This is a genomic window from Streptomyces sp. CA-294286 (genome assembly GCF_050947155.1).
Taxonomy (GTDB): Bacteria; Actinomycetota; Actinomycetes; order Streptomycetales; family Streptomycetaceae; genus Streptomyces.
In genome coordinates, this window is record NZ_CP192005.1 from 5,368,001 (window position 1) to 5,389,147 (window position 21,147).

At 70.7% G+C, this 21,147-nt stretch carries 21 protein-coding genes and 1 pseudogene; 20 read left to right on the top strand and 2 right to left on the bottom strand.

The window, feature by feature from the left end; translation table 11 throughout:
- The first annotated feature begins 5 nt into the window (after window positions 1–5).
- From hisS to ruvX, 8 genes are all read left to right on the top strand, one after another.
- Window positions 6–1,268 carry a histidine--tRNA ligase gene (gene hisS, locus ACQPZG_RS28465; RefSeq protein WP_433548551.1) on the top strand — a complete coding sequence of 421 codons (1,263 nt, stop codon included), beginning with the start codon at window positions 6–8 and terminating at the stop codon, window positions 1,266–1,268.
- 193 nt (window positions 1,269–1,461) lie between these two features.
- The gene (locus ACQPZG_RS28470; RefSeq protein ID WP_433548552.1) at window positions 1,462–2,097 is read left to right on the top strand and encodes a vitamin K epoxide reductase family protein; all 636 of its coding nucleotides are present in this window, start codon (window positions 1,462–1,464) and stop codon (window positions 2,095–2,097) included.
- Between the two features lie 59 nt (window positions 2,098–2,156).
- The gene (locus ACQPZG_RS28475; protein ID WP_433548553.1) at window positions 2,157–3,509 is read left to right on the top strand and encodes a replication-associated recombination protein A; all 1,353 of its coding nucleotides are present in this window, start codon (window positions 2,157–2,159) and stop codon (window positions 3,507–3,509) included.
- A 344-nt stretch (window positions 3,510–3,853) separates the two neighbouring features.
- Window positions 3,854–4,468, top strand: a complete 615-nt coding sequence (rpsD, locus tag ACQPZG_RS28480) for a 30S ribosomal protein S4 (protein ID WP_185030621.1) — start codon at window positions 3,854–3,856, stop codon at window positions 4,466–4,468.
- Between the two features lie 212 nt (window positions 4,469–4,680).
- Window positions 4,681–5,121, top strand: coding sequence for a DUF948 domain-containing protein (locus tag ACQPZG_RS28485; RefSeq protein ID WP_433549585.1), 441 nt, complete (start codon window positions 4,681–4,683; stop codon window positions 5,119–5,121).
- Window positions 5,122–5,128: 7 nt separating this feature from the next.
- Window positions 5,129–5,461, top strand: a complete 333-nt coding sequence (locus ACQPZG_RS28490; RefSeq protein ID WP_433548554.1) for a DUF6167 family protein — start codon at window positions 5,129–5,131, stop codon at window positions 5,459–5,461.
- Complete coding sequence (gene alaS, locus ACQPZG_RS28495) at window positions 5,461–8,130, top strand: alanine--tRNA ligase (protein WP_433548555.1); 2,670 nt, start codon at window positions 5,461–5,463, stop codon at window positions 8,128–8,130. Before ACQPZG_RS28490 ends, alaS begins: the two co-directional genes overlap by 1 nt.
- Window positions 8,130–8,594 (top strand): Holliday junction resolvase RuvX, encoded by a 465-nt coding sequence (gene ruvX / locus ACQPZG_RS28500; RefSeq protein ID WP_433548556.1) that lies wholly within the window; start codon window positions 8,130–8,132, stop codon window positions 8,592–8,594. Before alaS ends, ruvX begins: the two co-directional genes overlap by 1 nt.
- 93 nt (window positions 8,595–8,687) lie before the next feature.
- On the opposite strand, the gene ACQPZG_RS28505 is transcribed toward ruvX, so the two are convergent.
- Window positions 8,688–9,113 (bottom strand): hypothetical protein, encoded by a 426-nt coding sequence (locus ACQPZG_RS28505; protein ID WP_433548557.1) that lies wholly within the window; start codon window positions 9,111–9,113, stop codon window positions 8,688–8,690.
- On the opposite strand from ACQPZG_RS28505, the gene mltG reads away from it, so the two are divergent.
- The 10 genes and pseudogenes from mltG to nusB all read left to right on the top strand — a co-directional run bounded on the left by mltG (window position 9,075) and on the right by nusB (window position 18,560).
- Complete coding sequence (gene mltG / locus ACQPZG_RS28510) at window positions 9,075–10,589, top strand: endolytic transglycosylase MltG (RefSeq protein ID WP_433548558.1); 1,515 nt, start codon at window positions 9,075–9,077, stop codon at window positions 10,587–10,589. The two genes, ACQPZG_RS28505 and mltG, sit on opposite strands and share 39 nt — an antisense overlap.
- Window positions 10,586–11,416, top strand: a complete 831-nt coding sequence (locus tag ACQPZG_RS28515) for a shikimate dehydrogenase (RefSeq protein WP_433548559.1) — start codon at window positions 10,586–10,588, stop codon at window positions 11,414–11,416. Before mltG ends, ACQPZG_RS28515 begins: the two co-directional genes overlap by 4 nt.
- Window positions 11,417–11,568: 152 nt before the next feature.
- Window positions 11,569–12,753: a chorismate synthase gene (gene aroC / locus ACQPZG_RS28520; RefSeq protein WP_433548560.1), complete on the top strand. Its 1,185-nt coding sequence runs from the start codon at window positions 11,569–11,571 to the stop codon at window positions 12,751–12,753.
- A 41-nt stretch (window positions 12,754–12,794) separates the two neighbouring features.
- Window positions 12,795–13,277, top strand: a complete 483-nt coding sequence (locus ACQPZG_RS28525; protein ID WP_433549586.1) for a shikimate kinase — start codon at window positions 12,795–12,797, stop codon at window positions 13,275–13,277.
- Entirely contained in the window at window positions 13,274–14,374 is a 1,101-nt protein-coding gene (aroB, locus tag ACQPZG_RS28530; protein WP_433548561.1) for a 3-dehydroquinate synthase, read from the top strand. Before ACQPZG_RS28525 ends, aroB begins: the two co-directional genes overlap by 4 nt.
- Window positions 14,371–14,817, top strand: coding sequence for a type II 3-dehydroquinate dehydratase (gene aroQ, locus ACQPZG_RS28535; protein ID WP_433548562.1), 447 nt, complete (start codon window positions 14,371–14,373; stop codon window positions 14,815–14,817). Before aroB ends, aroQ begins: the two co-directional genes overlap by 4 nt.
- A 573-nt stretch (window positions 14,818–15,390) precedes the next feature.
- Window positions 15,391–16,290 (top strand): annotated as a pseudogene (locus tag ACQPZG_RS28540) (AAA family ATPase); the annotation flags it as partial.
- Between the two features lie 90 nt (window positions 16,291–16,380).
- On the top strand, window positions 16,381–17,496 hold the full coding sequence (locus tag ACQPZG_RS28545) for an aminopeptidase P family protein (protein WP_433548563.1): 1,116 nt from the start codon (window positions 16,381–16,383) through the stop codon (window positions 17,494–17,496).
- Window positions 17,497–17,556: 60 nt separating this feature from the next.
- Entirely contained in the window at window positions 17,557–18,123 is a 567-nt protein-coding gene (efp, locus tag ACQPZG_RS28550; RefSeq protein ID WP_185030603.1) for an elongation factor P, read from the top strand.
- Between the two features lie 2 nt (window positions 18,124–18,125).
- Window positions 18,126–18,560, top strand: a complete 435-nt coding sequence (nusB, locus tag ACQPZG_RS28555) for a transcription antitermination factor NusB (protein ID WP_433548564.1) — start codon at window positions 18,126–18,128, stop codon at window positions 18,558–18,560.
- Window positions 18,561–18,753: 193 nt separating this feature from the next.
- Here nusB and bldD read toward each other — a convergent pair whose 3' ends face one another.
- Window positions 18,754–19,254: a transcriptional regulator BldD gene (bldD, locus tag ACQPZG_RS28560; RefSeq protein WP_185030598.1), complete on the bottom strand. Its 501-nt coding sequence runs from the start codon at window positions 19,252–19,254 to the stop codon at window positions 18,754–18,756.
- A 206-nt stretch (window positions 19,255–19,460) separates the two neighbouring features.
- Between bldD and pyrR the strand changes: the two genes are divergently transcribed.
- Both pyrR and ACQPZG_RS28570 read left to right on the top strand, forming a co-directional pair.
- Window positions 19,461–20,060, top strand: coding sequence for a bifunctional pyr operon transcriptional regulator/uracil phosphoribosyltransferase PyrR (gene pyrR / locus ACQPZG_RS28565; protein WP_433548565.1), 600 nt, complete (start codon window positions 19,461–19,463; stop codon window positions 20,058–20,060).
- Between the two features lie 100 nt (window positions 20,061–20,160).
- Entirely contained in the window at window positions 20,161–21,147 is a 987-nt protein-coding gene (locus ACQPZG_RS28570) for an aspartate carbamoyltransferase catalytic subunit (RefSeq protein ID WP_433548566.1), read from the top strand.

Below are 21,147 nucleotides of genomic sequence, written 5' to 3' on the forward strand. Positions count from 1 at the left end.
CTCCCGTGAGCACTTTTCAGGCCCCCAAGGGCACGTACGACCTGCTTCCGCCCGTCTCCGCGACGTATCTCGCCGTGCGCGAGGCGATCGCCGCACCGCTGCGGAACTCCGGCTACGGCTACATCGAGACGCCCGGCTTCGAGAACGTCGAGCTGTTCGCACGCGGCGTCGGCGAGTCCACCGACATCGTCACCAAGGAGATGTACGCCTTCGAGACCAAGGGCGGCGACCGGCTCGCGCTGCGCCCCGAAGGCACCGCCTCCGTCCTGCGCGCCGCCCTCGAAGCCAACCTGCACAAGGCCGGCAACCTGCCCGTCAAGCTCTGGTACTCCGGCTCGTACTACCGCTACGAACGCCCGCAGAAGGGCCGCTACCGCCACTTCTCGCAGGTCGGTGCGGAGGCCATCGGCGCCGAGGACCCCGCCCTCGACGCCGAGCTGATCATCCTGGCGGACCAGGCGTACCGCTCGCTCGGCCTGCGCGACTTCCGCATCCTGCTCAACTCGCTCGGCGACAAGGAGTGCCGTCCCGTCTACCGGGAGGCCCTCCAGTCGTTCCTGCGCGGCCTCGACCTCGACGCGGAGACCGTGCGCCGCGCCGAGATCAACCCGCTGCGGATCCTCGACGACAAGCGCGCCGACGTGCAGAAGCAGCTGGTCGGCGCGCCCGTTCTGCGCGACCACCTGTGCGACGCGTGCAAGGCGTACCACGAGGAGGTGCGCGCGCTGATCACGGCGGCCGGCGTCGCCTTCGAGGACGACGAGAAGCTGGTCCGCGGGCTGGACTACTACACCCGCACCACCTTCGAGTTCGTCCACGACGGTCTCGGCTCGCAGTCCGCGGTGGGCGGCGGCGGCCGCTACGACGGCCTGTCCGAGATGATCGGCGGCCCCGCGCTGCCGTCCGTCGGCTGGGCGCTCGGCGTGGACCGCACGGTGCTCGCGCTGGAGGCCGAGGGCGTCGCCCTCGACATCCCGGACGTCACCGCCGTGTACGCGGTGCCGCTGGGCGAGGAGGCCCGCCGGGTGCTCTTCGCCAAGGTCGTCGAGCTGCGGAAGGCCGGGGTCGCCACGGACTTCTCGTACGGCGGCAAGGGGCTCAAGGGGGCCATGAAGAACGCCAACCGCAGCGGCGCGCGCTACGTCGTCGTCGCGGGCGAGCGCGACCTGGCCGACGGTCAGGTCCAGCTCAAGGACATGGAGACCGGCGAGCAGGAACCGCTCGCCCTGGACGCGGTCGTCGCGGAGATCCGGCGTCGGCTGGCCTGACCCGTTCCGCACGTGCGTGCGTGCCGTCCCGCTCAGGGAGGGCGTGCGCGTGCGGCGCGGGCGTCCGTAGCGGGCAAGGGCCCGGAACCTTGGGTTCCGGGCCCTTCCTTATGTCCGACGAACACCCTCCGGCATCCCCCGTACGGCACAATGAGCCTGCCCAGCAAGGCCACAGCAGCGACGGAACGGCGATATGACGACGACAGCGGTTGACGAGGTGTCGGGGCAGCGGGAAGCCCCGGACGGAACGGGCAGGTTCGGAGCCGGGCGGGCGTTCGCCTGGATGCTGATCCTCACCGGGGCGGCCGGCCTGCTCGCCGCCTGGGTGATCACGCTCGACAAGTTCAAGCTGCTCGAAGACCCGAACTTCACCCCGGGATGCAGCCTCAACCCGGTCGTCGCCTGCGGCAACATCATGAAGAGCGACCAGGCGTCCTTCTTCGGGTTCCCCAACCCGATGCTCGGCCTCGTCACCTACGGCATGGTGATCGCCATCGGCGTGGCCCTCCTGGCCGGCGCGCGCTACAAGCGCTGGTACTGGCTGGGCCTCAACGCCGGCACCCTCTTCGGCGTCGCCTTCTGCACGTACCTCCAGTACCAGTCCCTCTACACGATCCGCTCGCTGTGCCTCTGGTGCTGCCTGGCCTGGGTCGCCACCATCGTGATGTTCTGCTACGTCACGGTGCACAACCTCAAGCACCGCATCCTGCCGTCGCCCCGCTGGCTCCGCAGCGGCCTCGTCGAGTTCCACTGGGTGCCGCCGGTGCTCTGGATCGGCATCATCGGCATCCTGATCCTCACCAACTGGTGGAGCTTCTGGACCAGCTGAGCCCGGCACCGGGGGCCGGCCGGACGGCATTGTCGGTGGCCTGACCTAGGCTTCGGGGTGTGGAGCCCGATCTGTTTACCGCAGCCGCAGAAGAACGCCAGGCCACCGACCCGTCCAGCAGCCCCCTGGCCGTCCGGATGCGCCCGCGCACCCTCGACGAGGTCTTCGGACAGAAGCACCTCCTCAAGCAGGGCTCACCGCTGCGCCGCCTGGTGGGGGAGGGCGCCGGCGGACCCGCGGGAGCGTCGTCGGTGATCCTGTGGGGCCCGCCCGGCACGGGCAAGACGACCCTGGCGTACGTCGTCAGCCAGGCCACCCGGAAGCGGTTCGTCGAGCTGTCCGCGATCACCGCCGGAGTCAAGGAAGTGCGGGCGGTCATCGAGGGCGCCCGCCGCGCCTCGGGCGGCTACGGCAAGGAGACCGTCCTCTTCCTCGACGAGATCCACCGCTTCAGCAAGGCCCAGCAGGACTCCCTGCTGCCCGCCGTGGAGAACCGCTGGGTCACCCTGATCGCGGCGACCACCGAGAACCCGTACTTCTCGATCATCTCCCCGCTCCTCTCGCGCTCCCTGCTCCTCACCCTCGAATCCCTCACCGACGACGACCTGCGCGGACTGCTGCACCGCGCGCTCGCCGAGGAACGCGGACTCGGGGGCGCGGTCACCCTGCCCCAGGACGCCGAGGACCACCTGCTGCGCATCGCGGGCGGCGACGCCCGGCGCGCGCTGACCGCCCTGGAGGCGGCGGCCGGAGCGGCGATCGACAAGGGGGAGGAGGAGATCACCCTGGAGACGGTCGAGGAGACCGTCGACCGGGCGGCCGTGAAGTACGACCGGGACGGCGACCAGCACTACGACGTCGCCAGCGCCCTCATCAAGTCCATCCGCGGCTCGGACGTGGACGCCGCCCTGCACTACCTGGCCCGGATGATCGAGGCCGGTGAGGACCCCCGGTTCATCGCCCGGCGGCTGATGATCTCCGCCAGCGAGGACATCGGCCTCGCGGACCCGACCGCGCTGCCCACCGCCGTCGCCGCCGCGCAGGCCGTCGCCATGATCGGCTTCCCGGAGGCGGCGCTCACCCTGAGCCACGCCACCATCGCGCTGGCCCTCGCCCCGAAGTCCAACGCCGCCACACTCGCGATCACCGCCGCGCGGGCGGACGTCCAGAAGGGCCTGGCCGGAGCCGTCCCCGCACACCTGCGCGACGGCCACTACAAGGGCGCCGCCAAGCTCGGGCACGCCCAGGGGTACGTCTACCCGCACGACGTCCCCGGCGGGATCGCCGCCCAGCAGTACGCACCGGACGAGGTGCACGGCAGGCAGTACTACACACCCACCCGGTACGGCGCGGAAGCGCGGTACGCGGACGTGGTGGAGAAGGTGCGCGAGCGGCTGAACGGCCAGGGGTGAGCGCCCGAGGCCGCGCCCCGGAGGCCCGGTCCGCACCATCGCGCCCGGCCTAGTACAATCGACCGAAGCGCTGCGTCCCGTGTCCGGTCCCGTACCGGCACCACCAGATCGGGACATCCAGCCGGAACCCCCTCCGGGGGCGTTCCAGGAGCGTCGCGCACCGTTGAAGGTGTCGCGGGCAGCCCGTCATCCCCTGCGGATCGACGGGCCACTCGCGTGCTGCACATAGTGCCCAGACCAGGGAGCGGCTGCCCGTCCAGCGATGGAGGGGTTTCCCAGGCTGCGGATGCGACCTCCCTTAACCCTGGTGAAGCCGTTTTCCATTCAGACAGAGAGGTTGGTTCGTGCCGAACCAGTCCCGCCCCAAGGTCAAGAAGAGCCGCGCGCTCGGCATTGCGCTGACGCCGAAGGCCGTCAAGTACTTCGAGTCGCGCCCCTACCCGCCGGGCGAGCACGGCCGTGGCCGCAAGCAGAACTCGGACTACAAGGTCCGTCTGCTGGAGAAGCAGCGTCTGCGCGCCCAGTACGACATCAGCGAGCGCCAGATGGCGCGCGCCTACGACCGCGCCAAGAAGGCCGAAGGCAAGACGGGCGAGGCGCTCGTCGTCGAGCTTGAGCGTCGCCTCGACGCCCTGGTCCTGCGTTCGGGCATCGCCCGCACCATCTACCAGGCCCGCCAGATGGTCGTGCACGGTCACATCGAGGTCAACGGCGGCAAGGTCGACAAGCCGTCGTTCCGCGTCCGTCCCGACGACGTCGTGATGGTCCGCGAGCGCAGCCGCGAGAAGGTCCCGTTCCAGGTCGCCCGCGAGGGTGGCTACGACACGGACGGCGAGACCCCGCGCTACCTCCAGGTGAACCTGAAGGCCCTGGCCTTCCGCCTGGACCGCGACCCGAACCGCAAGGAAATCCCGGTCATCTGCGACGAGCAGCTGGTCGTCGAGTACTACGCCCGCTGATCCGGCCGTAGTCCTCACGCACACGCGTGCACTGCCCGCCGTCCTCCCGCTCCCCCGTGGAGCGGGAGGCGGCGGGTTTGCGCGTTGCGGGACGGGGGACCCGGCGCGGGATATGCGGTACGGAGTCCCGGCCCCGGCGCGATAGGCTCGCGGGACGACTTTGACGTAACGAAGATTTCTCACGCAGGGAGCGCAACGTGTCCGGTGGAGAGGTGGCCGGCATCCTGGTGGCGGTCTTCTGGGCGATCCTCGTCTCCTTCCTCGCCGTGGTGCTGGTGAGGCTGGCGCAGACGCTCAGGGCGACGACCCGGATGGTGGCCGACGTGACGGAGCAGGCCGTTCCGCTGCTCTCCGACGCCTCCGCGACCGTGCGCTCGGCGCAGACCCAGCTGGACCGGGTCGACGCGATCGCCTCCGACGTGCAGGAAGTCACCTCCAACGCATCGGCGCTCTCCTCCACCGTCGCCTCCACCTTCGGCGGCCCGCTGGTCAAGGTGGCCGCCTTCGGGTACGGCGTACGGCAGGCGATCGGCCGCAAGAAGAACCCGGAGCCGCCGGTTCCGGACCGCCGAACCGTGATCGTCGGCCGGACGCTGCCCTCCGCGCGGCGGACGAAGCGCAACGGCCGGAGTTCCCGCGGAAATAAGGACTGACGCTGCGATGTTCCGCCGTACGTTCTGGTTCACCGCAGGCGCCGCAGCCGGCGTGTGGGCCACCCAGAAGGTCAACCGCAAGATCAAGGCGCTGACGCCCGAGAGCCTGGCCGCGCAGGCCGCCGACAAGGCGGTCGAAGCGGGCCACCGGATCAAGGAGTTCGCGCTCGACGTGCGGGCCGGCATGGTCCAGCGCGAGGCCGAACTCGGCGACGCGCTCGGTCTCGACGCGGCCCCCGACGACGCGCGGGCGCTTCCTCCGCAGCGCCACCTCGCTGCGCTCGACAACCAACCCAAGCCCCCGCACGGCAATTCGTACAACCGGAATGAGGACCACTGATGGAGTCGGCAGAAATTCGTCGCCGCTGGCTGAGCTTCTTCGAGGAGCGCGGTCACACCGTTGTCCCTTCGGCGTCGCTCATCGCGGACGACCCGACTCTGCTCCTGGTCCCGGCCGGCATGGTGCCCTTCAAGCCCTACTTCCTCGGTGAAGTGAAGCCGCCGTGGCAGCGTGCCACCAGCGTCCAGAAGTGCGTCCGCACCCCGGACATCGAAGAGGTCGGCAAGACCACCCGGCACGGCACGTTCTTCCAGATGTGCGGCAACTTCTCCTTCGGCGACTACTTCAAGGAAGGGGCCATCCGCTTCGCCTGGGAGGTCCTGACGAAGTCCGTCGACGACGGTGGTTACGGACTCGACCCGGAGAAGCTCTGGATCACCGTCTACCTCGACGACGACGAGGCCGAGGAGATCTGGCGGGAGAAGATCGGCGTCCCCGCCGAGCGGATCCAGCGCCTGGGCAAGAAGGACAACTACTGGTCGATGGGCGTCCCCGGACCCTGCGGCCCGTGCTCGGAGATCAACTACGACCGCGGCCCCGAGTTCGGCGTCGAGGGCGGCCCCGCGGTCAACGACGAGCGCTACGTGGAGATCTGGAACCTGGTCTTCATGCAGTACGAGCGTGGCGCCGGCACCGGCAAGGAGGACTTCGAGATCCTCGGCGACCTCCCGTCGAAGAACATCGACACGGGTCTGGGCCTCGAACGCCTCGCCATGATCCTCCAGGGCGTACAGAACATGTACGAGACCGACACCCTGCGCGTCGTCATGGACAAGGCCACCGAACTGACCGGTGTGCGCTACGGCGCCGCCCAGGGCACCGACGTCTCGATGCGCGTGGTCGCCGACCACATGCGCACCTCCGTCATGCTCATCGGCGACGGCGTCACCCCCGGCAACGAGGGCCGCGGCTACGTCCTGCGCCGCATCATGCGCCGCGCCATCCGCAACATGCGCCTCATGGGCGCCACCGGCCCCGTCGTCCAGGAACTGGTCGACACCGTGGTCGACACGATGGGCCAGCAGTACCCCGAGCTCATCACCGACCGCCAGCGCATCCTGGGCGTGGCCCTCGCCGAAGAGGCCGCCTTCCTCAAGGCACTCAAGGGCGGCACCAACATCCTGGACACCGCCGTCACCGAGACCAAGGCCGCCGGCGGCCAGGTCCTCTCCGGCGACAAGGCGTTCCTGCTGCACGACACCTGGGGCTTCCCCATCGACCTCACCCTGGAGATGGCCGCCGAACAGGGCCTTTCGGTGGACGAGGACGGGTTCCGCCGCCTGATGAAGGAGCAGCGGGACCGCGCCAAGGCCGACGCCCAGGCCAAGAAGCACGGCCACGCCGACATGTCCGGCTACCGCGAGATCGCGGACGCCGCCGGCGAGACCGACTTCATCGGCTACACCTCCACCAGCGGCGAGTCCCGCGTCGTCGGCATTCTCGTGGACGGCGTGCCCTCGCCCGTCGCCACCGAGGGCGACGAGGTCGAGATCGTCCTGGACCGCACGCCGTTCTACGCCGAGGGCGGCGGCCAGATCGGCGACACCGGCCGCATCAAGCTGGACACCGGCGCCGTCGTCGAGATCCGCGACTGCCAGAAGCCCGTGCCCGGTGTGTACGTCCACAAGGGCGTCGTCCAGGTCGGCGAGGTCACCGTCGGCGCCCAGGCCCAGGCGATCATCGACGTGCACCGCCGCAACGCCATCGCCCGCGCCCACTCCGCCACGCACCTCACCCACCAGGCACTGCGCGACGCCCTGGGCCCGACCGCCGCCCAGGCCGGTTCCGAGAACCAGCCCGGCCGCTTCCGCTTCGACTTCGGCTCCCCGGCCGCCGTGCCCGGCGCCGTCCTCACCGACGTCGAGCAGCGGATCAACGAGGTCCTCTCGCACGAGATGGACGTCCGCGCCGAGGTCATGTCGATCGACGAGGCGAAGAAGCAGGGCGCCATCGCCGAGTTCGGCGAGAAGTACGGCGAGCGCGTCCGCGTGGTCACCATCGGCGACTTCTCCAAGGAGCTGTGCGGCGGCACGCACGTCCACAACACCGCCCAGCTCGGCCTGGTCAAGCTGCTCGGCGAGTCGTCCATCGGCTCGGGCGTACGCCGCATCGAGGCCCTGGTCGGCGTCGACGCGTACAAGTTCCTGGCCCGTGAGCACACGGTCGTCGCCCAGCTCCAGGAGCTGGTCAAGGGCCGCCCCGAGGAGCTCCCGGAGAAGATCTCCGCCATGCTCGGCAAGCTGAAGGACGCCGAGAAGGAGATCGAGAAGTTCCGCGGCGAGAAGGTCCTCCAGGCCGCCGCCGGACTCGTCCAGGAAGCCAAGGACGTCAAGGGCGTCGCCCTGGTCACCGGGCAGGTGCCGGACGGCACCTCCGCCGACGACCTGCGCAAGCTGGTCCTCGACGTGCGCGGCCGCATCCAGGGCGACCGGGCCGCCGTGGTGGCCCTGTTCACCACCGCCAACGGCCGCCCGCTGACCGTCATCGCCACCAACGAGGCCGCCCGTCAGCGCGGACTCAAGGCAGGTGACCTGGTCCGTACCGCCGCCAAGACCCTCGGCGGCGGTGGCGGCGGCAAGCCGGACGTCGCCCAGGGCGGCGGCACCAGCGTCGAGGCCATCGGCGACGCCATCGACGCCGTCGAGCGCCTCGTCGGGGAAACCGCCTGATGCGACGCGGACGCCGGCTCGCGATCGACGTCGGGGACGCCCGGATCGGGGTCGCCTCGTGCGACCCCGACGGGGTCCTCGCCACGCCGGTGGAAACCGTCCCCGGACGTGACGTTCCGGCCGCCCACCGGCGCCTGCGCCAGTTGGTCGAGGAGTACGAACCCCTCGAAGTCGTCGTCGGCCTCCCTCGCTCCCTCAACGGGGGCGAGGGGCCGGCCGCGGCCAAAGTGCGACTTTTCGCACAGGAGTTGGCGCGTGGCATCGCCCCGGTCGGCGTCCGGCTGGTCGACGAGCGGATGACGACGGTGACGGCCACTCAGGGACTGCGCGCCTCCGGAGTGAAATCCAAGAAGGGGCGTTCCGTCATCGATCAGGCCGCTGCGATCGTCATTCTTCAGAACGCGCTTGAGGCCGAACGGGTGTCGGGAGAGCTCCCTGGTGAGAACGTCGAAGTGGTTGTCTGATCGCGATACGGTAACGTTCCGCGCGACGTGGCGGCTATTCGAACAGTCGCCGCACAGGAATTGAGGCGGGACGGATGCCGTGCCCCACGCGCGTCACACCCGTCGCCTCGCGGCTCTAGGGGACCGATGACTGAGTATGGCCGGGGTCAGGGCTCCGAACCGTGGCACCCCCAGTACCCCGATCAGCAGCAGTACGGGGACCAGGGCGACCAGGGTTGGGGCGGACAGCAGGCCGGACAGGGGCAGGTCCCGTACGACCAGACCTACGCCGGCCAGCAGCAGTACGGACAGCAGGGACAGCCCCAGCAGCCGTACTACGACAGCGGCCAGCACCCCCAGGCTCAGCAGAACGGGCAGCACCCGCAGGGCCACGACAGCGGTCAGTACCCGCAGGCCCACGACAGTGGTCAGTACGCGCGGGCGCATGACGACAGCGGTCAGTACCCGCAGACACACGACGACAGTGGTCAGTACGCGCGGGTGCATGACAGCGGCCAGTACCAGCAGGCTCAGCAGCATCAGCAGTACCCGCAGCAGAATGGTTACGGCCAGCAGCAGGGCGACTGGGACACCGGGCAGGGCCAGGCGATTCCGTACGGCATGAACCCGGCCGACCCCTACAGCGGTCAGCAGCCCGGTTACGACACCGGCGGCCAGGACCACTACGGCACCCCCGACGCCTACCCGCCGCCGCAGCCCCCCGGCCAGCGGAAGGCGCCGCCGGAGCCCGCCCCCGACTGGGACCCGGACGCGCCCGTCGAGGAGGAACACCCCTTCTTCACGGGCACCGACGACAACCGTAACCCTCCCCGTGGCGACGGTGACGACGAGGACTTCGACGACGACCCGCGCGCCTCGCGCCGGGGCAAGGGCGGCAAGCCCGGCAAGGGCAAGAAGAAGAGCCGCAATGGCTGCGCGTGCCTGGTGGTCTCGGCGGTCCTGCTCGGCGGAGCGGGCGGGGTCGCCTACTTCGGCTACGACTTCTGGAAGGCCCGGTTCGGCCCGGTGGAGGACTACTCCGGCGGGGGCACCGGCGCGGTGCAGGTCGAGATCAAGGACCACGCCGGCGGCAACGAAATCGGCAGCGTCCTCAAAAAGGCCGGTGTCGTCAAGAGCGTCGACGCCTTCGTCGCGGCGGTGAAGAAGAACCCCCAGGGGCGGTCCCTCCAGCCGGGCTCCTACACGCTCAAAAAGGAAATGTCCGCAGCCAGCGCCGTCGAGCTGATGCTCGACCCGAAGAGCCGCAACAACCTCATGGTGACACCGGGCCAGCGCAACACCGCGGTCTATGCGGACATCGACAAGAGGCTCGGACTCGCCGAAGGCAGCACCAAGAAGCTCGCCAAGGAGAAGGCGAACGAGCTGGGTCTGCCGCCCTGGGTGCCCCAGGACCCGGAGATCATGGACCGGCTGGAGGGCTTCCTCCACCCCGGCACGTATCCCATGGCCAAGGGCACCAAGCCCGAGGCCGTGCTCAAGAAGATGGTCGCTCGCGCGAACCAGCACTACGAGGCGCAGGATCTGGCGGGTTCGGCCCAGAAGCTGGGCCTTGAGTCCCCGTTCCAGATGATCACGGTGGCGAGCCTGGTGCAGGCCGAGGGCAAGTACAAGCACGACTTCGACAAGGTCTCCCGCGTCATCTACAACCGACTCAAGCCCAACCAGCAGGAGACCTGGGGGCGGCTCGAATTCGACTCCACGGTCAACTACATCAAGGGCACGAGCACGCTGGACATCGGCCCTGTGTCGCAGCAGCGGAAGTTCAAGCACCCGTACAACACGTACTACGACTTCACCAAGGGCCTGCCGCCGGGCCCGATCAGCAACCCGGGTGAAGAGGCCCTGCACTCCGCGATGAACCCGACGCCCGGCCCCTGGTTCTACTTCGTGTCCATCAACTCGGAGAAGACCGTGTTCACGAACACGATCGAGGAGCACAACAAGGCCGTCGAGGAGTACCGGAAGGAACGCGCGAAGGAGAAGTCCGGCCAGTGAACGGCAACCGCAACCGGGCCGCCGTCCTCGGCAAGCCCATCGCCCATTCCCTCTCCCCGGTCCTGCACCGCGCCGCCTACGCGGAACTGGGCCTGGACGACTGGACCTACGACAGGTTCGAGGTCGACGAGGCCGGGCTCCCCGCGTTCGTGGGAGAGCTGGGCGAGGGCTGGGCCGGTCTCTCGCTGACCATGCCGCTCAAGCGGGCGATCATCCCGCTGCTCGACGAGGTCAGTGACACGGCGGCCTCGGTGGAGGCGGTGAACACCGTCGTCCTCACCGACGACGGGCGCAGGCTCGGCGACAACACCGACGTCCCCGGCATGGTCTCCGCCCTGCGCGAGCGCGGGGTCGAGAAGGTCGAGTCCGCGGCGGTCCTCGGAGCCGGCGCCACGGCGTCCTCCGCGCTCGCCGCCCTGGCGCGCATCTGCACCGGCCCGGTCACCGCGTACGTACGCAGCGGAGCGCGCGCCGAGGAGATGCGGACCTGGGGCGAGCGCCTCGGCGTCGACGTGCGGACCGCCGACTGGGCCGACGCCCGCGAGGCGTTCGCCGCGCCGCTGGTGATCGCGACCACGCCCGCCAGAACCACCGACGCGCTGGCCCAGGACGTGCCGAAAACCGCCGGAACGCTCTTCGACGTGCTGTACGACCCCTGGCCGACCGCTCTCGCCGCCGCCTGGTCCGCGCACGGGGGAGCGGTGGTCGGAGGGCTCGATCTCCTCGTGCACCAGGCGGTGTTGCAGGTCCAGCAGATGACGGGAGCGGCCCTCGCGCCGCTCGCGGTCATGCGGGCCGCGGGCGAGCGGGCGCTGGCCGGGGGATAGCCCCGCCCTGTCCGGCAGGCGGGCGAGCGGTCCGAGTGCTGGACCGGGGGCGAGGGCGTGCGTCCGGACGTGGGAGGATCGGGGTTGGCGGGTCCGGGCCGCGCATCCGGGCTGCGTCGTTGCAGTTCAGGGCGCGAGCATGAGGAGCACCGTTGAGCAGGTTGCGCTGGCTGACCGCGGGGGAATCCCACGGACCCGCACTCGTCGCGACGCTGGAGGGACTTCCCGCCGGCGTGCCGATCACCACGGAGATGGTGGCGGACGCGCTGGCGCGACGGCGGCTCGGTTACGGGCGCGGCGCCCGGATGAAGTTCGAGCAGGACGAGGTCACCTTCCTCGGCGGCGTGCGGCACGGCCTGACCATGGGCGGCCCCGTCGCGATCATGGTGGGCAACACCGAGTGGCCCAAGTGGGAGAAGGTCATGTCGGCCGACCCCGTGGACCCCGACGAGCTGGCCAAGCTGGCGCGCAACGCGCCGCTGACCCGCCCCCGTCCCGGCCACGCGGACCTCGCGGGCATGCAGAAGTACGCACTGGACGAAGCCCGTCCGGTCCTTGAGCGGGCCAGTGCGCGGGAAACCGCGGCGCGCGTCGCCCTGGGCACGGTCGCCCGCTCGTACCTGAAGCAGACGACCGGCATCGAGATCGTCTCGCACGTCGTCGAGCTGGCCGCCGCCAAGGCCCCGTACGGGGTGCTGCCCGAGCCCTGCGACGAGGCGAAGCTGGACGAGGACCCGGTGCGCTGCCTGGACGCGGACGCGTCGAAGGCGATGGTCGCGGAGATCGACCAGGCCCACAAGGACGGCGACACCCTCGGCGGTGTGGTCGAGGTGCTGGCGTACGGCGTGCCGGTCGGACTCGGCTCCTTCACCCACTGGGACCGCCGTCTCGACTCCCGTCTCGCGGGGGCGCTCATGGGCATCCAGGCCATCAAGGGCGTCGAGGTCGGCGACGGCTTCGACCTGGCGCGGGTGCCGGGCTCCCAGGCGCACGACGAGATCGTGCCGACGGCGGACGGCGTGAAGCGCACCACCGGGCGGGCCGGCGGCACCGAGGGCGGCATGTCCACGGGCGAGCTGCTGCGCGTGCGGGCCGCGATGAAGCCGATCGCGACGGTGCCGCGCGCACTGGCGACGATCGACGTGGCCACCGGCGAGGTCGCCGCGGCCCACCACCAGCGCTCCGACGTGTGCGCCGTTCCGGCGGCGGGCATCGTGGCCGAGGCCATGGTGGCGCTGGTGCTCGCGGACGCCGTCGCGGAGAAGTTCGGCGGGGACAGCGTCGGCGAGACGCGGCGCAACGTGCAGTCCTACCTCGACAACCTCCAGATCCGGTGACCGGCACTCCGGACGGGCCCAGGATCGTCCTGATCGGTCCGATGGGGGTCGGCAAGACCACCGTCGGCGCGCTGCTCGCCGAGCGGCTCGGTGTGGCGCACCGCGACACCGACGCGGACATCGTCGCCGCTCAGGGGCGCGAGATCGCCGACATCTTCGTGGACGAGGGCGAGCCGTACTTCCGTGAGCTGGAGCGGGAGGCCGTACGCGCGGCCGTCGCGCAGCACACCGGCGTGCTCGCGCTCGGCGGCGGGGCGATCCTCGACGCGTCCACCCGCGAGCTGCTCGCCGCGCACCCGGTCGTCTATCTGTCGATGGACGTCGAGGAGGCGGTCAGGCGCACCGGGCTCAACCAGGCCCGCCCGCTGCTCGCCGTCAACCCGCGCAAGCAGTGGCGCGAGCTGATGGACGCCCGCCGCAGTCTGTACACCGAAGTCGCCCGGGTGGTCGTCGCCACCGACGGGCGCACCCCCGATGAGGTCGCCCAGGCGGTCCTCGACGCACTGGAGTTGAAGGACGCATGACGCAGCAGGCAACAGCGCCCACCCGGATCACCGTCGGCGGCACGGACGGCACCGACGCCTACGACGTGCTGGTGGGACGGCAGCTGCTGGGCGAGCTTCCCGGACTGATCGGGAAGAAGGCCAAGCGGGTCGCCGTACTGCACCCCGAAGCGCTCGCCGAGACCGGTGAGGCGGTACGGGAGGACCTGGCGTCCCAGGGCTACGACGTCATCGCCGTCCAGCTGCCGAACGCCGAGGAGTCCAAGACCGTCGAGGTCGCGGCGTACTGCTGGAAGGCCCTCGGGCAGACCAACTTCACCCGCACCGACGTGATCGTCGGCGTCGGGGGAGGGGCCACCACCGACGTGGCCGGATTCGTGGCCGCGACCTGGCTGCGCGGGGTGCGGTGGATCGCCGTGCCGACGACCGTGCTGGGCATGGTGGACGCGGCGGTCGGCGGCAAGACCGGCATCAACACCGCCGAGGGCAAGAACCTCGTCGGCGCCTTCCACCCTCCGGCCGGGGTGCTGTGCGACCTGGCCGCACTGGACTCGCTGCCCGTCAACGACTACGTCTCCGGGCTCGCCGAGGTCATCAAGGCCGGCTTCATCGCCGACCCGGTGATCCTCGACCTCATCGAGGAGGACCCGCAGGCGGCCCGCACGCCCGCCGGACCGCACACGGCCGAGTTGATCGTACGGTCGATCCGCGTCAAGGCCGACGTGGTGACCGGCGACCTCAAGGAGGCCGGCCGACGGGAGATCCTCAACTACGGGCACACCCTCGGTCACGCCATCGAGAAGAACGAGCGCTACAACTGGCGGCACGGCGCGGCCGTCTCCGTCGGCATGGTCTTCGCCGCCGAACTCGGCCGGATCGCCGGACGCCTGGACGACGCCACCGCCGACCGGCACCGGAGCGTCCTGGAATCGGTCGGACTGCCGCTGACCTACCGCGGCGACCAGTGGCCGAAGCTGGTGGAGAACATGAAGGTCGACAAGAAGTCCCGCGGTGACCTGCTGCGCTTCATCGTCCTGGACGGCCTCGGCAAGCCGACCGTGCTGGAGGGACCCGACCCGGCGATGCTGCTGGCCGCCCACGCGGAGATCGCCGCGTGAGCGCCGCGAACCGGGTGTTCGTCCTGAATGGGCCCAACCTCGGGCGGCTCGGCTCGCGCGAGCCCGACGTGTACGGGGCGACCTCGTACGCCGGACTCGTCCGGGCCTGCCAGGAACTCGGCAAGGAACTCGGCTTCGAGGTCGAGGTCCGCGAGACCAACGACGAGGGCGAGCTCATCCGCTGGCTCCACGAGGCGGCGGACGGATCAATTCCGGTCGTTCTCAACCCCGGTGCGTTCACGCACTACTCGTACGGAATGCGGGACGCGGCGGCCCAGCGCACCGCCCCGCTGATCGAGGTGCACATCTCCAACCCGTACACCCGGGAGGAATTCCGGCACACCTCGGTGGTGGCGGCCGTCGCCGACGGCACGATCGCCGGCTTCGGCATCGGCTCGTATCTGCTGGCGCTTCGCGCGCTCGCGGAGGAACGGGACGCCTGACAAAGACGTCTGTCAGAGCAGGGCACTGAGGATCGCTTCCGTCCGTTCATCGGGTGAACGGACGGAAGCGGTACCGTGCGAGGGTTCGAGTGGGCTCCCGCGGGTCAGATACCTCACGGTTCGGTTCTGCCGCCGGGTGGGACCGACGGGCCCGGCAACAGTCGCCTGTACGAGACGGAGTGGCACCGGATGCAGCACGTAGTGGGGGCTCCGCTGCCGCTTCCCCACGGGACCGGCGCGGCGGGCCGGGCGGGAGACGGCGCCGCGTACCTGCCGCAGGGCGCCCCGCCGCTGCCGGCGGCCGGCCTGCCGTCGGCACACCCGCCCGCAGGACCACCGGCGCCCCGGACCCTCCCTCCGGCGCCGCAGTCCCCGTTTGCGGCCCAGGCCCAGCAGGAGCACGCACCCCGGGCCCAGGTTCCGGCGTCGGAGCCCGCCGCGGGCGAACCTGCGCGGGCGCCCCGGCCGTACGCCCCCGAGGCCCAGCAGGGCTCCGCCCCACAGCCCCCGGCCGCGCAGCCGCCCGCCGCCCCCGAGCCGCCGCACGCACCTCACGCACCTCATGCCCCGGCGCCTCAGCCGCCTTCGCACGCGCCCCGGCCGCACAACCCGGGCTTCGCGGCACCCGCGCCCCACCACGGCAACGGCAGCGGTCACGCCCCGAACGCCCCGACCCATGCCACCCCGCCGCAGCAACCCCACCAGCCCCCGGCGCCCTCTCAGCACCCTCAAGCCCAGCAGCCCCAGCCCCCGCAAGCCCAGCAGCCCCAGCACCACCAGCCGCCGTCGCCCCACCACGCGCCCGTTCCGACCGGCGCGCGGGACACCACCGGGCACATCCAGCTGCCGCCGGGCGGTCCCGTGGCCCTGCCCGCTCCTCCGCCCTCCGCCGCGCCCGCGCACGCCGGCACCGGCGCCACCACCCTCGCGGTGCTGCTCATAGGGCCCGCGGGGGCGGGCAAGACGACGGTCGCCAAGTACTGGGCGCAGAGCCGCCGGGTGCCGACCGCGCACATCAGCCTCGACGACGTCCGCGAGTGGGTCTGCTCCGGCTTCGCCGACCCGCAGGCCGGGTGGAACGACCACTCCGAGGCCCAGTACCGGCTCGCGCGCCGTACCTGCGGCTTCGCCGCCCGCAACTTCCTCGCCAACAACATCTCCTGCATCGTCGACGACGCCGTGTTCCCCGACCGCCCGGTGGTCGGCCTCGGCGGCTGGAAGCGGCACGTGGGCCCCGGGCTGCTCCCCGTGGTCCTGCTGCCCGGCCTGGAGGTCGTCCTGGAGCGCAACGCCAAGCGCAGCGGCAACAGGCGGCTCAGCGACGAGGAAGTGGCCCGCATCCACGGGCGGATGGCCGGCTGGTACGGGTCCGGACTGCCGATCATCGACAACTCGCAGTACGACGTGGCCACCACCGCCCAACTGCTGGACGAGACCCTCGCGCGGGCGGTGGCGAGCCCGCCCACCTGGTAGGCCCCCGCGCCGAGCCCGCCGTCCGTCGGCCGACCCCCGGTCGGACGCGCAGAAACGGCACGCGACCGCCCCCGTACCTACGCTCGGGGCATGTCCGATGCCCATGGAATCCGCCGCGGGCGGCTGCGCGACCGCGTGGCCGCCGCGGGCAGCGAGGCCGTGCTGGTCTCCCGGCCCGCCAACGTCCGCTACCTGGCGGGCAGTGCCCCGTCCGGCGCCGTACTGCTCATCGGCCCCGGCGGCCCGGAGAGCGACGTGCTGCTGTGCCCCCGTACGCCCGAGGGCGCGTCCGGTGAGGGACGTCCCGACGAAGCCCTGCGCGTCCACGTCCTGCCCGCCCCCGGCGCGGACGCGGCGGTGGCCGCCGCGGGGCTGGCGGAGGCTCAGGGGGCGCGTTCGCTGGCGGTCGAGGAGCACCACCTGACCGTCGCGCGCCACCGGGCGCTCGGTTCGGTCGCACCCCGGCTTCGTCTCACCGGGCTCGGCTCCGCCGTCGAGCAGCAGCGCATCGTCAAGGACCAGGAAGAGATCTCCTGCCTGCGCACCGCCGCCGAGATCGCCGACCAGGCACTCGGCGAACTCCTCGAATCCATCCTCGTGGGGCGTACCGAGCGGCACCTCGCGCTGGAACTGGAGCGCCGCCTCGTCGACCACGGCGCCGACGCCCCCGCCTTCGCCACGTCCGTCGGCACCGGACCCGATTCGGGCCGCGCGGGTCACCGGCCGACCGACCGCCGGGTCGAGGAGGGCGACTTCCTGTCCGTCTGCCTCGGCGCCGACTACCGGGGCTACCGCTGCGAGATCGGCCGCACCTTCGTCATCGGCTCCAGCCCCGCGGACTGGCAGATCGAGCTGTACGACCTGGTGTTCGCCGCTCAGCGGGCGGGCCGGGAGGCGCTCGCACCGGGTGTGGAGTACCGCGAAGTCGACCGCACCGCACGGCAGCCACTGGAGGCGGCGGGGTACGGAGAGGGCCTCCCCGCGTCCACCGGACACGGTGTCGGGCTCGAAATCGTGGAGGACCCGGAGTTCGCACCGTCGGCCATGGGTAAACTGGACGCTTGTGTGCCGGTCACCGTCGAACCGGGGGTTCACCTCCCTGGCCGGGGCGGAGTCCGGATCGATGACACTCTCGTCGTGCGCCCCGAGGCGGACGGCGGACCCGAGCTACTCACCATTACGACCAAGGAACTGCTCGCGCTGTAGCTTCGTGCTCGCCGAGGGCGTTCTTTCGGTCGTTCCACCAGTCCAGGAGATTCCGCAACCGTGGCTTCCACGAACGACCTCAAGAACGGCATGGTGCTCAAGCTCGACGGAGGCCAGCTCTGGTCCGTCGTCGAGTTCCAGCACGTCAAGCCCGGCAAGGGCCCCGCCTTCGTGCGCACCAAGCTCAAGAGCGTGATGTCCGGCAAGGTCGTCGACAAGACGTTCAACGCCGGCACGAAGGTCGAGACGGCCACCATCGACCGCCGCGACATGCAGTTCTCGTACATGGACGGCGACTACTTCGTCTTCATGGACATGGACACGTACGACCAGCTCATGGTCGACCGCAAGGCCGTCGGCAACACCGCCAACTTCCTGATCGAGGGCTTCACCGCCTCCGTCGCCCAGCACGAGGGCGAGGTGCTCTACGTCGAGCTGCCGGCCGCCGTCGAGCTGACGATCCAGCACACCGACCCCGGTGTGCAGGGTGACCGCTCCACCGGTGGCACCAAGCCCGCCACCCTGGAGACCGGTTACGAGATCGGCGTCCCGCTGTTCATCACGACCGGCGAGAAGATCAAGGTCGACACCCGCACGGGCGACTACCTCGGCCGGGTGAACAGCTAACCGTGGCTGCTCGCAACAACGCCCGCAAGCGCGCGTTCCAGATCCTCTTCGAGGCCGATCAGCGCGGCACGTCCGTGCAGAATGTCCTCGCGGACTGGGTCCGGCACTCGCGGAGCGACGAGCGCCAGCCGCCGGTGACCGAATACACGATGGAACTCGTCGAGGGGTACGCGCAGTACGCGCCGCGCATCGACGAGCTCATCGAGACCTATGCCGAGGGCTGGGACCTCGACCGCATGCCGGTCGTGGACCGCAACATCGTCCGGCTCGGTACGTACGAGCTGGTGTGGGTGGACGGGACCCCGGACGCGGTGGTGATCGACGAGGCGGTACAGCTCGCCAAGGAGTTCTCCACCGACGACTCCCCGTCGTTCGTGAACGGCCTGCTGGGCCGGTTCAAGGACCTGAAGCCGAAGCTCCGCCGCGAGGAGGGCTGACGCTCGCCGCCGGTGGGCTCATGCCACCGAGGGGCCCGCGGTGCGGATCATCCGTGCCGCGGGCCCCTCGTCGTGCCCCGGAGCGTTCGCCCCGGAACGGAAGAACCGCCGGGGGCGGTGCGAACCGGATGGTTCCCACCGCCCCCGGCGGTACGTTTCTTCTCTTGCGGCGCACAGGCCCGAGGGCCCTGTATCAGACCTCTTCGTGGCCCACGGCGCGACGCGCGTCCGCGTCCAGCACGCCCCAGCTGATGAGCTGTTCGGTCAGCACCGAGGGGGACTGGTCGTAGATGACGGCGAGGGTGCGCAGGTCGTCCTGACGGATCGACAGCACCTTGCCGTTGTAGTCGCCGCGCTGCGACTGGATGGTGGCCGCGTACCGCTGGAGCGGGCCGGCCTTCTCCGCCGGAACGTGCGCGAGACGCTCCAGGTCGAGACGGAGCTTGGGCGGCGGCTCGGCGGCACCGCCGGGCGTGGTTCCCGGCAGCAGCTCCTGCACCGGCACCCCGTAGAAGTCCGCGAGCTCGGCAAGACGCTGCACGGTCACTGCGCGGTCGCCGCGCTCGTACGAACCCACCACGACCGCCTTCCAGCGGCCCTGGGACTTCTCCTCGACACCATGGAGGGAAAGGCCCTGCTGGGTGCGGATCGCACGGAGCTTGGCTCCGAGCTGCTTGGCGTATTCGCTGGACATAAAGCTCCCCGGACGCTGGAACATTGCGGCTCCGCCGCGTGGCTGGTAACTCACTGTGAGGTTACGCAGCGTTACTTGGTTGCGTCAAGCCGAACGGGTGGGGCCCCCGGGAATGAAGGGAACCAGGGCCCCTGCTACCGTGGGACCGTACATCCGACGTCCTTTAAGAGCCGTCCCGTGAGGCGGAGAAGGAGGTCCGTTTCATTATGGACACCGGCAATACCGGCATTACCGGCGGCACAAGCGATTCCGATGCCGCGCGGGCCGTTCTCGAAGGCCCCGACATCGCCCGCATGCTGACCCGCATCGCGCACGAAATCGTCGAACGCGCCAAAGGCGCCGACGACTGCGTCCTTCTCGGCATCCCGACCCGCGGCGTCTTCCTCGCCCGCCGGCTCGGCGCCAAGCTCGAAGAGATCACCGGCCGCCCGGTGCCGGTCGGCTCCCTCGACATCACCATGTACCGCGACGACCTGCGGATGCGGCCCGCCCGCGCCCTCGCCCGGACCGAGATCCCCGGCGACGGCCTCGACGGCCGCCTCGTGGTCCTCGTCGACGACGTGCTCTTCTCCGGCCGGACCATCCGCGCCGCCCTCGACGCCCTCGGCGACCTGGGCCGCCCGCGCGCCGTCCAGCTGGCCGTCCTCGTCGACCGCGGCCACCGCGAACTGCCGATCCGCGCCGACTACGTCGGCAAGAACCTCCCCACGTCGCTGCGGGAGACGGTCAAGGTCCAGCTCGCCGAGGAGGACGGTCGCGACACCGTACTGCTCGGCGTCAAGCAGACCTCCCCGGCCGACAAGTAGCAGTACGCCTCCCCGTACGGCCCGCGACCCGGGTCGTACGGACGCTGCTGCCTGCTCGTAGGCCCCCTCCCCACCTGCGTACACCTGGAGAGAACCCAAGATGATGCGCCACCTCATCTCGGCCGCCGACCTCACCCGCGACGACGCCGTCCTGATCCTCGACACGGCCGAGGAGATGGCCCGGGTCGCCGACCGGCCGATCAAGAAACTGCCCACCCTGCGCGGGCGCACCGTCGTCAACCTCTTCTTCGAGGACTCGACGCGCACCCGGATCTCCTTCGAGGCCGCCGAGAAGCGCCTGTCGGCGGACGTCATCAACTTCACCGCCAAGGGGTCCTCGGTCTCCAAGGGCGAGTCGCTGAAGGACACCGCACAGACCCTGGAGGCGATGGGCGTCGACGCCGTCGTCATCCGGCACGGCGCGAGCGGGGCCCCGTACCGCCTCGCGACCTCCGACTGGATCGACGCGACCGTCATCAACGCCGGCGACGGCACGCACCAGCACCCCACCCAGGCCCTGCTCGACGCCTTCACCATGCGACGCCGCCTGGTCGGACGGGACGCCGGACTCGGCCGGGACCTGGAGGGCAAACGGATCACGCTCGTCGGCGACGTCCTGCACAGCCGGGTCGCCCGCTCCAACGTGGACCTGCTGCACACCCTCGGCGCCGAGGTCACCCTCGTCGCGCCGCCCACCCTGCTGCCGATCGGCGTCGAGCACTGGCCCGCGCACGTCTCGTACGACATCGACAGCGTCCTCGCGAAGTCCGACGCGGTGATGATGCTGCGCGTCCAGCGCGAACGCATGAACGCCGCCTTCTTCCCGACCGAGCGCGAGTACTCGCGGCGGTACGGGCTCAACGGCGAGCGCATGGCGAAGATGCCCGAGCACGCCGTCGTCATGCACCCCGGCCCCATGGTCCGCGGCATGGAGATCACCGCCGACGTCGCCGACTCCGACCGCTGCACGGTCGTCGAGCAGGTCGCCAACGGCGTGTCCGTCCGCATGGCCGTCCTCTATCTGCTCCTGGGCGGCAACGAGTCCGCCACCCCCGCCCCTGCCGCCCGTACCGAGGAGAGCAAGTAA

Coding starts and splice junctions, on each gene's coding strand:
- ACQPZG_RS28470 (WP_433548552.1), top strand. CDS start 1,462: ATGACGACGACAGCGGTTGACGAGGTGTCGGGGCAGCGGGAAGCCCCG.
- ACQPZG_RS28490 (WP_433548554.1), top strand. CDS start 5,129: ATGTTCCGCCGTACGTTCTGGTTCACCGCAGGCGCCGCAGCCGGCGTG.
- alaS (WP_433548555.1), top strand. CDS start 5,461: ATGGAGTCGGCAGAAATTCGTCGCCGCTGGCTGAGCTTCTTCGAGGAG.
- ruvX (WP_433548556.1), top strand. CDS start 8,130: ATGCGACGCGGACGCCGGCTCGCGATCGACGTCGGGGACGCCCGGATC.
- ACQPZG_RS28505 (WP_433548557.1), bottom strand. CDS start 9,113: ATGCTGCTGAGCCTGCTGGTACTGGCCGCTGTCATGCACCCGCGCGTA.
- ACQPZG_RS28525 (WP_433549586.1), top strand. CDS start 12,795: ATGGGGGTCGGCAAGACCACCGTCGGCGCGCTGCTCGCCGAGCGGCTC.
- aroB (WP_433548561.1), top strand. CDS start 13,274: ATGACGCAGCAGGCAACAGCGCCCACCCGGATCACCGTCGGCGGCACG.
- ACQPZG_RS28545 (WP_433548563.1), top strand. CDS start 16,381: ATGTCCGATGCCCATGGAATCCGCCGCGGGCGGCTGCGCGACCGCGTG.
- bldD (WP_185030598.1), bottom strand. CDS start 19,254: ATGTCCAGCGAATACGCCAAGCAGCTCGGAGCCAAGCTCCGTGCGATC.
- pyrR (WP_433548565.1), top strand. CDS start 19,461: ATGGACACCGGCAATACCGGCATTACCGGCGGCACAAGCGATTCCGAT.
- ACQPZG_RS28570 (WP_433548566.1), top strand. CDS start 20,161: ATGATGCGCCACCTCATCTCGGCCGCCGACCTCACCCGCGACGACGCC.